General features: G+C 58.1%; 15 protein-coding genes. 7 read left to right on the top strand and 8 right to left on the bottom strand.

Features of this window, described 5'->3' with window-relative positions:
* Nucleotides 1-143 precede the first annotated feature (143 nt).
* Nucleotides 144-1,241 carry a magnesium/cobalt transporter CorA gene (corA, locus tag L1C91_RS03620; protein WP_419178707.1) on the top strand — a complete coding sequence of 366 codons (1,098 nt, stop codon included), beginning with the start codon at nucleotides 144-146 and terminating at the stop codon, nucleotides 1,239-1,241.
* Between the two features lie 28 nt (nucleotides 1,242-1,269).
* On the opposite strand, the gene L1C91_RS03615 is transcribed toward corA, so the two are convergent.
* Nucleotides 1,270-1,755, bottom strand: a complete 486-nt coding sequence (locus L1C91_RS03615) for a general stress protein (protein ID WP_234858057.1) — start codon at nucleotides 1,753-1,755, stop codon at nucleotides 1,270-1,272.
* Nucleotides 1,756-1,821: 66 nt separating this feature from the next.
* Here L1C91_RS03615 and L1C91_RS03610 point away from each other — a divergent pair, with 66 nt between their 5' ends.
* Genes L1C91_RS03610 through L1C91_RS03600 form a run of 3 tightly spaced genes read left to right on the top strand, consistent with a single transcriptional unit; the run spans nucleotide 1,822 to nucleotide 4,882 of the window.
* Nucleotides 1,822-3,096: a magnesium transporter MgtE N-terminal domain-containing protein gene (locus L1C91_RS03610; RefSeq protein WP_234858056.1), complete on the top strand. Its 1,275-nt coding sequence runs from the start codon at nucleotides 1,822-1,824 to the stop codon at nucleotides 3,094-3,096.
* 45 nt (nucleotides 3,097-3,141) lie between these two features.
* A complete protein-coding gene (locus L1C91_RS03605; RefSeq protein WP_234858055.1) occupies nucleotides 3,142-3,744 on the top strand; it encodes a DUF1003 domain-containing protein in 603 nt (200 codons plus the stop codon).
* Nucleotides 3,737-4,882 (top strand): Mrp/NBP35 family ATP-binding protein, encoded by a 1,146-nt coding sequence (locus L1C91_RS03600; protein WP_234858054.1) that lies wholly within the window; start codon nucleotides 3,737-3,739, stop codon nucleotides 4,880-4,882. The genes L1C91_RS03605 and L1C91_RS03600 overlap by 8 nt, the downstream gene beginning before the upstream one ends.
* Nucleotides 4,883-4,924: 42 nt before the next feature.
* Here L1C91_RS03600 and L1C91_RS03595 read toward each other — a convergent pair whose 3' ends face one another.
* From L1C91_RS03595 to sigE, 3 genes are all read right to left on the bottom strand, one after another.
* On the bottom strand, nucleotides 4,925-5,413 hold the full coding sequence (locus L1C91_RS03595) for a hypothetical protein (RefSeq protein WP_234858053.1): 489 nt from the start codon (nucleotides 5,411-5,413) through the stop codon (nucleotides 4,925-4,927).
* Between the two features lie 60 nt (nucleotides 5,414-5,473).
* On the bottom strand, nucleotides 5,474-5,893 hold the full coding sequence (locus L1C91_RS03590; RefSeq protein ID WP_234858052.1) for an anti-sigma factor family protein: 420 nt from the start codon (nucleotides 5,891-5,893) through the stop codon (nucleotides 5,474-5,476).
* A 105-nt stretch (nucleotides 5,894-5,998) separates the two neighbouring features.
* Complete coding sequence (gene sigE, locus L1C91_RS03585) at nucleotides 5,999-6,646, bottom strand: RNA polymerase sigma factor SigE (RefSeq protein ID WP_234858194.1); 648 nt, start codon at nucleotides 6,644-6,646, stop codon at nucleotides 5,999-6,001.
* A 139-nt stretch (nucleotides 6,647-6,785) separates the two neighbouring features.
* On the opposite strand from sigE, the gene L1C91_RS03580 reads away from it, so the two are divergent.
* Entirely contained in the window at nucleotides 6,786-7,496 is a 711-nt protein-coding gene (locus L1C91_RS03580; RefSeq protein WP_419178702.1) for an O-methyltransferase, read from the top strand.
* A 92-nt stretch (nucleotides 7,497-7,588) separates the two neighbouring features.
* On the opposite strand, the gene glgC is transcribed toward L1C91_RS03580, so the two are convergent.
* Nucleotides 7,589-8,806: a glucose-1-phosphate adenylyltransferase gene (gene glgC / locus L1C91_RS03575; protein ID WP_234858051.1), complete on the bottom strand. Its 1,218-nt coding sequence runs from the start codon at nucleotides 8,804-8,806 to the stop codon at nucleotides 7,589-7,591.
* A gap of 154 nt (nucleotides 8,807-8,960) precedes the next feature.
* On the opposite strand from glgC, the gene glgA reads away from it, so the two are divergent.
* Nucleotides 8,961-10,196, top strand: a complete 1,236-nt coding sequence (gene glgA, locus L1C91_RS03570; RefSeq protein WP_234858050.1) for a glycogen synthase — start codon at nucleotides 8,961-8,963, stop codon at nucleotides 10,194-10,196.
* On the opposite strand, the gene L1C91_RS09405 is transcribed toward glgA, so the two are convergent.
* Nucleotides 10,163-10,297 (bottom strand): hypothetical protein, encoded by a 135-nt coding sequence (locus tag L1C91_RS09405; RefSeq protein ID WP_268836297.1) that lies wholly within the window; start codon nucleotides 10,295-10,297, stop codon nucleotides 10,163-10,165. The genes glgA and L1C91_RS09405 overlap by 34 nt on opposite strands.
* On the opposite strand from L1C91_RS09405, the gene L1C91_RS03565 reads away from it, so the two are divergent.
* Complete coding sequence (locus L1C91_RS03565) at nucleotides 10,296-11,711, top strand: glycoside hydrolase family 32 protein (RefSeq protein WP_234858049.1); 1,416 nt, start codon at nucleotides 10,296-10,298, stop codon at nucleotides 11,709-11,711. The two genes, L1C91_RS09405 and L1C91_RS03565, sit on opposite strands and share 2 nt — an antisense overlap.
* 4 nt (nucleotides 11,712-11,715) lie before the next feature.
* Here L1C91_RS03565 and L1C91_RS03560 read toward each other — a convergent pair whose 3' ends face one another.
* Both L1C91_RS03560 and L1C91_RS03555 read right to left on the bottom strand, forming a co-directional pair.
* Nucleotides 11,716-12,600 (bottom strand): methyltransferase domain-containing protein, encoded by an 885-nt coding sequence (locus L1C91_RS03560; protein WP_234858192.1) that lies wholly within the window; start codon nucleotides 12,598-12,600, stop codon nucleotides 11,716-11,718.
* 38 nt (nucleotides 12,601-12,638) lie between these two features.
* Nucleotides 12,639-12,809: a DUF3117 domain-containing protein gene (locus tag L1C91_RS03555; protein WP_020976042.1), complete on the bottom strand. Its 171-nt coding sequence runs from the start codon at nucleotides 12,807-12,809 to the stop codon at nucleotides 12,639-12,641.
* Nucleotides 12,810-12,881: the final 72 nt, after the last annotated feature.

Raw genomic sequence — 12,881 nt, 5'->3', positions numbered from 1 at the left:
AAGCATACTTGGCGGATCGCCCTGCAGGCCCACCCTCTCCGCATGTACACATCCGTCAGCCCTGTATTAAGCTTGAGCAGTTGTGTACGCACCAGCCCTGCGCACACCCTCTCATTGAAGCCCGAGGAGGAACCGTGGTCAGCATTCCACGCATCACCAGCCGAGGAAACAACTCCGCCCAAGCAAACAAAGACCTCAAGGCGCCCCCCAGTCGGCTGATCGAACGCTGCATGGTGTTTATCGACGGGCTTCCGCAACCGGGACCCTACGATCAGCACAGCGCACTCGTAGCCGTACGTGAGCACAACGCCACTATTGCCCCCGGCGAGCCCAAAGCCTTCGTGTGGCTATCCCTAGGGCGACCCACTGAGCAGCAAATGACTGACATTGCTGACGACTACGGGGTGCACGAACTGATCGTCGAAGACGCCGTCAGCGCACACCAACGCCCCAAGTTGGAACGCTACGACGACCAATTGTTCATGGTCATCCGGTCCGTGTTCTACAAGGAGCACGAGTCGGTAGTGGATGCGAAAGAAATCATCCAGACCGGTGAGCTCCAGATGATCATCGGCCCCGAGTTCATCATCACCGTGCGCCACGGCCCCTCCCCTATGAAGGCCATCAAGCAACGCATCGAGCATGAGGCCAGCACCGACCCAGAGACCTTCATCGTCGGCCCTATGGCTATCGCCTGGTTTATTGCCGACAGCCTTGTCGATGAGTACTTACGTATTGCGACCGAACTGTCCAGCGACGTCGATGAACTCGAATCCGAGGTGTTCAGCCAGGACAAACGCTTCGATATTGAGCAGATCTACATGCTGAAACGTGAGATCCTGGAAATGCGCCACGCCATCGATCCGCTGGCTTCGGCCTTGCGTTCGCTGATCCAGAACCACAAGGACGTTGTGGATAAGGAGATCCGCTCCTACTACCGCGACGTGCTCGACCACGAACTGATCGCCGCCGACCGGATCGCTTCCTACGATGAGCGCCTGTCTTCACTGCTCGATGCTGGCGTGGCGATGATTTCGCTTCAGCAAAACGCCGACATGCGCCAAATCTCGGCGCTGGTCGGTATGGCTGCGGTGCCCACGATGATCGCCGGAATCTACGGCATGAACTTCGACAACATGCCCGAGCTGCATACCCACTATGGATACTTTGTGGTGCTGTTTGTCATGGTCGCTATCACCGTGGGTGTGTACTGGGCGTTCAAACGCAACCACTGGCTGTAGACCCTGTGCTCGCCGCGCGCAGACTGAACTACAGGTGTGCGCGGGCGATCATATCCCTAGCTTGCCGCGCATGCGGTGGGCTGCACAGCACATCGTAGCGTCCGGCGACGATCTCGGTCGTGGTGGAAAAATCTCGGCTCTTTTTTGACGCCGCGTAACTCACCGAACTGCTCGTCACTCCGAATATCAACCCCATCACGACACCGGCGATCAACGGCCCCACCCAGTTTTCGTTGAAAAAGCCCATGAGCAGCCCGAAGAAGGCACCCATCCAGATACCCGACAGGGCGCCCGATACAAGGACCTTCCCCCAGCTTAAGCGCCCCACGACGCGTTCAACTTCCATGAGGTCAACACCAACAATAGTGAGCTCCGCGACAGGGAAACTATCGTCCTTGGTGAGCATCTCAACAGCGGCCTGGGCTTTCTCGTAAGTTTCAAAACTGCCCACCGGCCAGCCCTCGGGGCGCTGCCGGCGATAACCTTGGTCTCTGGTGGGGCGTTGTGCTGCCATGCTTGCCAAGGATATACGAGCAGCACACATTTCGGTGCCGGATGGGCAACTGTATGCTTGTTACCTATGAGCTCAGTGTCGAAATTGTATGCGGGTCGCCTGTCAGGGATGATTGTGCGCGGCCCGGACACTGAACCGATCGGCCGCGTCCGCGACGTCATTATTAGTGTTCGTTCCTCACGCCAAACAGCACGTGTTTTGGGCCTGGTGGTGGAACTGGTGAATAATCGGCGCATCTTTTTGCCGATGCTTCGTATCGCCGCGATCGATCCGCAGGAAATCACCCTAGTGTCGGGGTCTGTGTCCTTGCGTTCTTTCGCTACGCGTCCGGGCGAGCTCTCGGCGATGAATGACCTCATCGGCTCTCGCGTGCATGTCGACGATCCAGAGCTTGAAAATCTGCGCGGCAAAGCGGTGGAAATCGCCGATGTGGAAATCGAAAAAACCCGTTCCCGTGATTGGGTGATCTCCCGCGTCGCTGTGCTCGGGCAAAAAAGGAATTTTGGACGCCGCGGAGAGGTATTCATCACTCCGTGGTCTCACGTGCAGGGCATTTCTGCTGCTGGTGTAGGCCAGTCGAATGCTGATGCAGAGCTCATCGCCCAGTTTGGTGACATGCGCCCAGTGGATATCGCGAACACTCTGCACGACATGAATCCGGCGCAACGACGCCGCGTTGCTGAAGCTCTCGACGATGACCGCCTCGCCGATGTTCTTCAGGAAATGCCCGAAGAGCAACAGACCGAGCTCATTGAGTCTTTGAGTATCGAGCGCGCAGCAGATGTGTTGGAAGAGATGGATCCGGATGACGCGGCAGACTTGCTGGGTGAGCTCTCCGATGACAAAGCTGATGTGCTGCTCGAGATGATGGATCCCGAGGAGTCAGAGCCTGTTCGACGTCTGATGGATTTCGAGGACGACACCGTCGGCGCGATCATGACCCCCGAGCCCGTTGTTTTGACGCCTCAGACCACTGTTGCGGAGGCTCTCGCTACGGTACGTAATCCGGAGCTGCCGACATCCTTGGCCTCCATTGTTTTCGTGGTTCGACCTCCAACGTCGACGCCCACCGGCCGCTACCTGGGATGTGTCCATCTCCAGCGCTTGCTGCGCGAACCGCCCAGCGAACTCATCGGCGGAATCCTAGACCCAGATTTGCCGCCACTGCATGTCGAAGACGACAAGGAAACCGCAGCCAAATATTTCGCTGCTTACAACTTGGTGTGTGGCCCGGTCCTGGATGAAGATAAGCACCTCATGGGAGCTGTCGCCGTCGATGACCTCCTTGACCACATGCTGCCCGATGATTGGCGCGAAGGCGGATTCCGACCGGGCGAGTAACCTACACAAGGGTTCACCGTTTACATAGACCAGAAAGGAGCAGCCGTGGCTGATACTGTTCGCAGCGAACTTGATACCCCTTCCGTGGGGCAGCGTCGTTCTTTGATCACCATCGATGCCGACAAAATTGGTGCTTTCGCTGAAAAAGTCGCTCGTTTTTTCGGCACTGGCGAGTACCTCTTCTGGCAGACAGTTTTCGTGATTGCCTGGGTGGCCCTCAACATCGCAGGTTTTTCATGGCAATGGGATCCGTACCCCTTCATCCTGCTCAACCTAGCGTTTTCGACCCAGGCTGCCTATGCTGCCCCGTTGATTCTTCTGGCTCAAAACCGTCAGGAGGACCGTGACCGCGTGGCCCTTGCGGAAGACCGTCGCCGAGCAGAGCAAACAAAAGCCGATACTGAGTTTTTGGCTCGCGAGCTCGCCTCCGTACGAATCTCCCTCGGTGACGCGGTTACCCGCGACTACCTACGCCACGAGCTGGAAGATCTGCGCAGCCTGCTCGATCGCATCGAGGACAAGCTTGATGACGAATCGGCGGCACGTATTGCTCGGGAACACGGCGAACATCCGGCGGATTTCTCCGAGTTTAATGCGCCCTCCATGGGACGCCACAGCACACATAACCACAAGGAAGACAATGACTGATTCTCAGAGCGCTCATTTCACAGACGCCGATATTCGCGCCGCCCTAGCGAAGGTGGATGATCCCGAAATCGGCCGCCCCATCACAGAGTTGGGGATGGTCAAGTCGATCGATATTAATGGCTCATCGGTGGCTGTCACTGTCTATCTGACGATCGCGGGCTGCCCGATGAAGTCCACCATCGTCGAACGGTGTCGCGAGGCTGTGGCTGCGGTTGCTGGCGTCGAGCACGTCAGTGTCGATACCGACGTCATGAGCGACGAACAGCGCGCGGAGCTTCGCGCCCACCTGCGCGGCGGTATAGCTGAGCCTGAAAACCCCTTCGCACGGCCGGATAGCCGAACGCGTGTGTACGCAGTTGCCAGTGGCAAAGGTGGTGTGGGCAAATCCTCCATGACGGTGAACCTGGCTGCAGCGCTGGCACAACGCGGCCTGTCGGTCGGCATTCTTGATGCTGATATTTATGGCCACTCGATCCCCCACATGTTGGGTTCGGATGACCGCCCGCATCAGGTGGATGACATGATCATGCCGCCGCAGGCCCACGGGATCAAGATGATTTCCATCGCTCATTTCACGGAGGGTAACGCCCCCGTGGTCTGGCGTGGCCCCATGCTGCACCGCGCGATTTCCCAATTCATGACGGATGTTTTTTGGGGGGACCTAGACGTCCTACTCCTTGACTTGCCCCCTGGCACCGGAGATATCGCCATCTCTGTGGCACAGCTGGTTCCCGGCGGCGAGCTTCTTATCGTCACGACACCTCAAGCCGCTGCTGCGGAGGTTGCGGAGCGTGCAGGATCCATCAGCATGCAGACTCGTCAGAAAGTCGCCGGTGTAATCGAAAACATGGCGGCGATGGTTCTGCCTGACGGAACCACAATGGACGTGTTTGGATCGGGTGGAGGCCAGATCGTTGCTGATCGTTTGAGCACCCTGACTGGTTCTTCTGTTCCTCTGCTGGGCTCAGTACCCCTGGATCCGGCGCTTCGAACCGGCGGCGATGATGGGGTTCCCGTGGTTCTCGCAGATCCTGACAGCCCCACTGCCAAAGCCATCAATGGCATCGCCGACCATCTCGCGCGGAGGCAAGAATCACTCGCGGGTAAGCCCTTGGGGCTCAACGTCACCGCAAAATAAATTACTTGGTGCCCCGAAGTGCCCACCCCAGCTACAAAGGCACTAAGTAATATCTTCCCAGGTGGGCTTACCCGGATTGTTACCGTCTGCCTGAGGACGTGGCGCGGGAGGGTTTGTTTCGGGCCTTGTGGAAGGCTGCCCGGCCCCTGGATGCGTTCTGGTGGGCTGATCAGGTTGTGCCAGTGGAGACTCGGGCTTTTTCACCGGCCTAGTCAAACCGCGGCGCGCGAGGTTACTGGTTTCTTCCAGCGAGTCGAACAGCGAAGAGTCGCCGTCTAGTAGGGTACGTGTGATTGCGGCTTTGGGCCCCATGCGGCCGAAAGCAGCGATGTCTCCCAGCGGTTTGGCGAACTCCCCCAGGTCGCCCACTTCATCACGCATTTCTGCTTTCACATTGTCGATGGCTCGCCGGGCGGCAATCAGACCTGCTCGAATGTCTTCGATGAGGCCTGGCAGGCGCTCGGGCCCCACGAGGATGAGCGCCAGCACGAGGATGAAGATTATTTCACTCCAGCCGACTGATGACAACACTAGAACATTGCACCTTTGCTGTTGAAGGCCGCGCCGGTGGCGCCGCTGAGGACCATTGCTTTAGAGCTTACGGGAGCGTACTACGGCTCGATAAAACAGTTCCACTTTATCCCCGAGGGAGCGTGGCTGCTCTAAAAACACGGCATCGGGTCCGGGACCTTGGGGGCAGGATTCTTCTAGTCCGCGCAGCTTGTCGAGAAGCGCATTGGGCACGCACAGGTCGTTGTCGCTAGCGGCGGTTGCTTGGCGGAGCCTGTCGGCGGCTTGTCTTTGGGCTGCGACATCTGCGCGGCATTCTTCGCAGTGAACCAGGTGAACTTGGGCTCTGTGGCGGGCTCCTCGCCCGAGCTCTCCGTCAACGTAAGCGGCTACAGCCTCGGCACTCAAGTGCTCGACGGAGGCGAAATGACGCGTAGTACGAGAGCTTGACTGCTCACGATTGCCCGGCTGATCGGGATTGCCATTGCGTGCTGTGTTCACTGTTGTGTCGCCTCCTTCCTGTGAGCGCGTTACTACCTGTGCCTGCCAGCTGTGCCGGAATCAGCTACCTAACAACGCTTTCGCTGGGTGCACGTGGCGAGGTTGTCACCGAGGATACGCCGGAATGAGTTCTTTGGCAGCAGTATCGGCTTCAAGGGCTGCGCGAAGTTGTGTGCGACCACGGTGAATACGGCTTCGCACAGTGCCGAGTTTGACGCCGAGGGTGTCGGCGATGTCGTCATAGCTCAGGCCCATGACGTCACAAAGAACCAGTGCAACACGGAATTCCGGTGCCAAACTATTGAGGGCTTTTTCTAACGCTGGATCCATGTTGATGTGGTGGTAGGCCTGCTCTGGCCCAAGGTCGGTGCTGGCGATGCGCTCGTAGTCTTCCGGTAGTGCCTCCATGCGGATCACCGAGCGGTGGCGTGCCATGTCGAGGAAGAGATTGGAGCAAATCCTGTGTAGCCAGCCTTCGAACGTGCCCGGTTTGTAGCGGTCGAGTGAACGGAAGACGCGCATGAAGGTTTCTTGGGTGAGGTCTTCTGCGTCTTGTTCATTGCCACTGAGCCTGTATGCCAGGCGGTACACGCTGTCGGCGTGTTGGGAGACGATGTCTGCCCAGCTGGGCATGGTGCCTTCGCCTTTGTCGAAGGCTTCTGTTCCCCCGATACTTCCGGCAGGGGTAGCTACCGGTTCAGCCCTGTTGTGGGTGTGTACCGGTGCTGCTGCAGTGCGGGTGTCGCGCTTCATGTCGGAAGTATGCATGGTGTGTTTAGTTTAACGTCGTTAGTGGGCTGTGAGGAAACCTGCGGGAGTCTGTGAAGATGCTGTGCATGGGTGCCGCGTGCCTTCAGCCGCTGGTGGTTGTGTGCGCACTACACTAGGCCGGGTGAGTGCCTCCCCTTTTGATCTGATGTCCAGCTATATTTCTTCCACCCCGGTGGAAGAGTGCCAGGCTACCCTTGCGTCTACACCCGGTGGTTCGTCGAGCAGTGTTGTCAGTGTCGAAGCTGCGCTGTCGAAGGCGACTGCGGATGCTGCTGAGCTCGGGGTGGATTTCCCCGATGCGGCTACGGGTTCGCTGCTGTCGGTGTTGACATCCCAGGCGGGGCCTTCTCCTTCGGCGATTGTGGTGACGCCCGCCGCTAGCGTGGTCGGTCTTCACATTGTTCGTGGTGCTCGCGAGAATGTGCAGTTGACGTGCATTGACCCGGAGGTTGAGCATCAGCGCAGCGCTCGTGAGGCTTTTGCGTCTGTCGGTTTGCGTGGTTCTCAGACTCGTTTTTTGCCTTCCCGCCCCTTGGAGGTGATGGGCAGGTTGGCGGCGGACAACTATCAGTTGGTTTTCGCTCAGACTCGACCACAGGATGCTCGCGCTCTCGTTGACGCCGCATTGCCCCTTCTGGTTTCCGGTGGGGTGCTGATTCTCGCGGATTATTTGTTGGATGGTACGGTTGCGGATTCTTCTCGTACCGAGCGGGATATTGTTGCAGCGCGGGAGACAGATGAGCACTTGCGCAGCCTGGCTGCCGAGGGGCGTATCGTGTTGTCGCGCTTGCCTTTGGGCGCGGGCATGGCTGTGGCCACAAAGGTGTCTTAGAGCGGCACGCAGATCATTGCAGTCTTGTTGGCTGCTGAATAGATAACGGCCTTCGTTGTGTTGCCACCACGAAGGCCGTTTGTTGTGCGTGCTTAGACTTCTTCGTTTTTACCTACGCATACGACGCCGCCGGGGCTGATCTTGAAGCGTTGGGCGTCGCGTTCATAGTCGACTCCGATGAATTCTCCTTCGGATACCACGACGTTTTTGTCGAGGATGGCGTGGCGCACCACTGCACCTTTACCGATGCGCACACCGGGCATCAGGACTGAACCTTCAACCGTGGCGCCTTCTTCAACGATGACGTTGTTGGACACCACAGAGTTACGCACTGTAGCCGCAGAAATGATGGATCCAGAGGCCACCATGGACGACTGCGCGATACCACCGGCCACGAACTTTGCAGGGGGCAGGTTGCCATCGTCGCGATTGTGGATGGGCCAAGAGCGGTTGTAGAGGTTAAACACCGGGTGGACGGAAATGAGGTCCATATGAGCTTCGTAGAAAGCATCGATGGTGCCGACGTCTCGCCAGTAGCCTTTGTCGCGCTCGGTCGCGCCCGGGACATCATTGCTCATGAAGTCATAGACGTGAGCTGCGTTCTTGGAGACGAAGTAGGGGATGATGTCGCCGCCCATATCGTGTTCGGAGTTCTCATTATCGGCATCTTCTTTAAGGGCCTTGATGAGGTCTTTGGTGGTGAACACGTAGTTACCCATCGATACGTAGGTCATCGTCGGGTCGTCCGGGGTACACGGTGGGTTCTCCGGCTTCTCCACGAAGCTGGTGATGTTGCCCTCGTCGTCGGATTCGATGCATCCGAAAGCGCCGGCCTCGTCACGTGGCACACGAATGCCGGCCACTGACACGGATGCTCCGGACGCAATGTGCTCATCCACCATCTGCTTGGGGTCCATGCGGTAGACGTGGTCTGCGCCGAAAACGATGACGTAATCGGGGTTTTCGTCGGAGATGAGGTTCAGTGACTGCAGGATGGCGTCGGCAGAGCCGGTAAACCAGCGTTTTCCGAGTCGCTGCTGCGCGGGAACTGGTGCGATGTATTGACCGGCGAGGCCCGACAGCTGCCAGGAGGAGGAAATATGAAGGTCAAGGGAGTGCGACTTGTATTGGGTCAACACGCAGATCTGCATGTAGCCGGCATTGACAAGGTTGGAAAGAACGAAATCAATGAGGCGGTAGGTTCCCCCAAAGGGCACTGCAGGCTTGGCCCGGTCCGCAGTGAGCGGGAAAAGGCGCTTACCCTCACCACCTGCGAGGACAATTGCTAGAACGTGTGGTTGGCTTCTCACATGTTCCAACTTATTACTACTGCCCCTTTTTCGCCCGCTAAATTCACAAATGCCTAGAACTACCCGTCAATATCACACCCATAAAGGGTATTGATCACATTGCAGGATGCAGGTTCGCCCATGTCATTGGGGTTTGGGGACTAAGTTAGAAACTATGCGAGTTGCAATGATGACGAAGGAATACCCGCCGGAGATTTATGGTGGGGCCGGGGTGCATATCGCGGAGCTGGTCCGCCATATGCGCGAGTTGATCAATGTTGATGTCCATTGCGTCGGATCCCCCAGGGACGAAGCCGATGTGTATGTTCACGGGGTTGATCCTGCTTTGGCGGATGCCAACGCTTCCCTGCAAACGTTGTCTACGGGTCTGCGAATGGCGACGGCTGCAGGCACCATCAGCCATCCTGGTGATGCGCCGGGTGTTCCGGGTATTGACGTCGTGCATTCCCACACGTGGTACGCGGGTCTCGCTGGGCATTTGACCGGCAAATTGTACGACATTCCGCATGTTGTGACTGCTCATTCTCTGGAGCCTGATCGTCCGTGGAAGCGGGAGCAGCTCGGTGGGGGCTATGAGGTTTCTTCCTGGTCGGAGCGCAATGCGATGGAATATGCCGACGCTATCGTGGCTGTTAGCTCAGGTATGAAGCGTTCGGTGCTGGAGGCCTACCCTCGGGTATCTCCTGACAAAGTGCATGTGATCTTGAATGGTATTGATACTCAGCTGTGGCAGCCGAGGCCAACGTTCGACGAGGCTGCGGCCGCCGGGGGTTCTGTTCTGCAGGAACTGGGCGTGGATCCCACTCGCCCAATCGTGTGCTTTGTTGGTCGCATCACAAGGCAAAAGGGCGTGCGCCATTTGATCAAGGCTGCGGCGCATTTCGCTCCGGGTGTGCAATTGGTGCTGTGCGCCGGCGCCCCGGATACTCCCGAGATTGCGGCGGAAACGACCGCGCTCGTGGAACAGCTCCAATCGCAGCGAGACGGTGTGTTCTGGGTTCAGGAAATGCTGGATAAGCCAAAGATTCAAGAGATCCTCACCGCCAGCGATGTGTTTGTATGCCCGTCGATTTACGAGCCTTTGGGCATCGTCAATTTGGAAGCGATGGCCTGCGCTACTGCTGTGGTGGCGTCTGATGTCGGCGGTATCCCCGAGGTTGTTGTTGATGGGCAGACGGGATTGTTGGTGCACTATGACGCTGCTGCGGAGCACGACGCTACCCGCGCGGAAGAATTCGAGCGTGGCTTGGCGGAGAAGGTCAACCTGTTGGTTGGTGACTCTGAGAAGGCCACGGCGTTTGGCGCCGCTGGGCGTCAACGCGCGATCGACGAGTTTTCTTGGTCTTCGATCGCGGCTCAGACAGTCGAGCTGTATTCGAGCTTAATGTAGCGGTTCTTACCGTCTTCACTCCCGCCGGCACGACCCTGGCGGGAGTTTTTCACTATCCTGGTGGCGTTAGTCAACTGTTTGTCCAGTGGAAGAGTCTTCATGAGCTACACCCCCCTTCGGCCCGAACTTCACGTCACTCCCGAGATCGGCGTGTTGAATGCACCTGCGGGTGTGCTGACCGATGGGCATGTGTGGCACATGTTCCACCAGTTTCAGCCCCAGCTGGGCGGCCCAAGCCGATGGGCACACCAGGTGTCATCAGGTTCGCCCTACGCGTGGGATATTTGCGACGATGTGCTCGCGCCTAGTGGTTCCCAGTCTCGCTTGCGAGCTGGGTCCGTGGTTGCGGTAGGCGATAAGGTCTTGTTGTTCTACACCGCTGTGGAGCCTAACGGTGACGGCGAGAATTGCTTCATTGATCTTGCAGAAATCAGCGATCTTGCGGAGACGACGGTTGATGTCTCCGATGAGGCGAGCCAGGTCGATCAGCACGTTAGCTTCGTTAGCAGACTGTTCGAAGACCAACCAGAGATGGCTTTTCGTTCCCCCTGTGTGGTTGAGGATCCACATGGGGGATGGAACATGTTGGCGGTGAGTGGCCCGGTGGATCATCCGCAGCTGGTGGTTGCTCGTTCTGACGATGCTTATGATTGGCAACTCAGTGGGCCGCTTCGCTTCGAGGGCGATACTGGGACGGATGCCGACTTGGTTGCTCCGCGGATCATCCGTCTTAAAGACGAGGTTGTGGGCGGCATCTGGGAGGTGCTGGTTGCAACGATTGAGCACAATGGTGTGGATGTGTCGGGCTATATGGTGGGCAAGCTGGATGGGACGGTTTTTAAGGTGTCGAAGCCTTTCCGCCGTATCGATTATGGCCATGACTTCACCCGCCCCCGAAACACCAATACGATTGGCTCGCAGTTATTTGAGACTGCGGTGTTGTTTGGTTCGATGAATGGTGTGGGTCGCTATGACAATCCGACGACTCAGCTGAGTATGCAGTCGGAGGGGTGGGCGAACTGCTTGTCTCTGCCGCGTCGCACCACATTGCAGGACGGCACTCTCTATCAAACGCCTATGCCGGGTCTGGCTCAGGCGATCGAGCAGTCATACCGGGCGCATGGGTGGATGGGCCTGATCGATCTGGATGCGACGGCGGAGCACACCGAAGTGTTCAGCTCCCCTGCCGCGAGTGTCACGGTTGATCTTGTTGACGCCGCGGGGGCTACCGCAGCACGAATCAGCCACACGGCAACGGAAGTAATGGTTGACCGTTCGATGAATCCCAAGCATGAAGGGGACGACCCAGCGGTCGCCCCCTTGGACGGGAGTTCTTCCGATTCCCTGACGATCATCGTCGATGGCTCCACTGTGGAGGTTTTCGCCGATGGTGGTGTCGCCACCCTAGCTAGCCGCGTGTACTTTGACGGCGGCTTCCAGTCCTTCGCGGTCAAGACGTTCGGCAGCGCTGCTGTGGAGCGCTGTTACGAGTTATCCCCCACCCAAGGCCCGTAGGGTCTTAGGAGGCCACTTCGAAGCGGGTGATGCAGGCCCTGGCTGTAACATCCATGTGCGCGGGCAGAGCCGCAATGCGCTCCTGCAGGACCTCCGGGTGGATATGCCGGGCGGAGGGGCTCATGCCAATTTGGGCGGCGATAGAAGCCTGGTCCAGGGACATGGTGAATTCCACGTTTTCCTGTTCCCCCACTGGTGTGAGGAACCCGCTGGCTTGTTGAATCATGCGCTCGACTTTGCCTTTTTCCACGTCAATGATCCCCAGCGGCTCACGTAGCTCGCCGAGGTGGCCAGTGTCTGCGGTCAAGACAACGACCTGCCCACCAGGCTTGAGAATGCGGGCGAATTCTTGGGCATTGCGGGGTGCGAACACCACGGTGACAACATCAACGCTGTTGTCAGCAATCGGCAGCCTGGACCATGCATCAGCCACCACTGCGCCCACGCGTGGGTGGCTTTGGGCCAAACGCTTTGCTGCCGGGACGGAAATATCAATCCCGACGCCGCGACTGCCCATGATGTCATCCAAGGAATGGGCCAAATAGTAGCCAGTACCGGCACCAATTTCGCACAAGGTCACCGGTGTATCGTCATCAGTATCACCGCTAGTGCTCTCACGAGAATCCAGCGCCGTGTGAACGTTCGCCGTCATGGCTTCAACAAACTGAGCGAAATGCCCCTGGGACAGAAAGGTTTCGCGCGACGCGATCATCGCGGCGTCATCACCCGAATAGCGAAGGCCCTCGCCCCCTGCGAGAGTCACATAGCCTTGGCGGGCAATATCGTAACTATGGCCGGTGTCCGACACGATGCGTGTGCCGTCGTCGGCGATACGCAAAGAAGAACCGTCGGTAGGGTCGGCCAGCACGTCGATGATGTCGGTCAGCATGCTAGCCATCCTACAACGACGGCCACGACTTGGGTGTTCTAGCTCTCCGCAACAGCAGTGAGCAACGCGCCCAACTCCCCCGCTTCTTCCTTATTCATCTCAATGACCAGGCGGCCACCGCCGTCAGTGGGAACACGCATAACGATCTTGCGACCCTCTTCGACGGCCTCCATCGGGCCATTGCCAGTACGGGGCTTCATAGCGGCCATAAATGCACTCCTAAGATAAAGCGTGTGCACGGTGCACACGGCGTACGCGGCGCAATCGGCTCCGGTGAACCC

The sequence above is a fragment of the Corynebacterium argentoratense genome, assembly GCF_021491455.1.
GTDB lineage: Bacteria > Actinomycetota > Actinomycetes > Mycobacteriales > Mycobacteriaceae > Corynebacterium > Corynebacterium argentoratense_A.
The sequence above is the reverse complement of the archived record's forward strand: the minus strand, read 5'-3'. Positions and strand labels throughout refer to the sequence as shown.

Bases quoted from the DNA above. Each gene is read 5' to 3' on its own strand.
- L1C91_RS03615 (WP_234858057.1), bottom strand. From the start codon at position 1,755: ATGGCAGCACAACGCCCCACCAGAGACCAAGGTTATCGCCGGCAGCGC.
- L1C91_RS03610 (WP_234858056.1), top strand. From the start codon at position 1,822: ATGAGCTCAGTGTCGAAATTGTATGCGGGTCGCCTGTCAGGGATGATT.
- L1C91_RS03600 (WP_234858054.1), top strand. From the start codon at position 3,737: ATGACTGATTCTCAGAGCGCTCATTTCACAGACGCCGATATTCGCGCC.
- sigE (WP_234858194.1), bottom strand. From the start codon at position 6,646: ATGAAGCGCGACACCCGCACTGCAGCAGCACCGGTACACACCCACAAC.
- glgA (WP_234858050.1), top strand. From the start codon at position 8,961: ATGCGAGTTGCAATGATGACGAAGGAATACCCGCCGGAGATTTATGGT.
- L1C91_RS03565 (WP_234858049.1), top strand. From the start codon at position 10,296: ATGAGCTACACCCCCCTTCGGCCCGAACTTCACGTCACTCCCGAGATC.
- L1C91_RS09405 (WP_268836297.1), bottom strand. From the start codon at position 10,297: ATGAAGACTCTTCCACTGGACAAACAGTTGACTAACGCCACCAGGATA.
- L1C91_RS03560 (WP_234858192.1), bottom strand. From the start codon at position 12,600: ATGCTGACCGACATCATCGACGTGCTGGCCGACCCTACCGACGGTTCT.
- L1C91_RS03555 (WP_020976042.1), bottom strand. From the start codon at position 12,809: ATGGCCGCTATGAAGCCCCGTACTGGCAATGGCCCGATGGAGGCCGTC.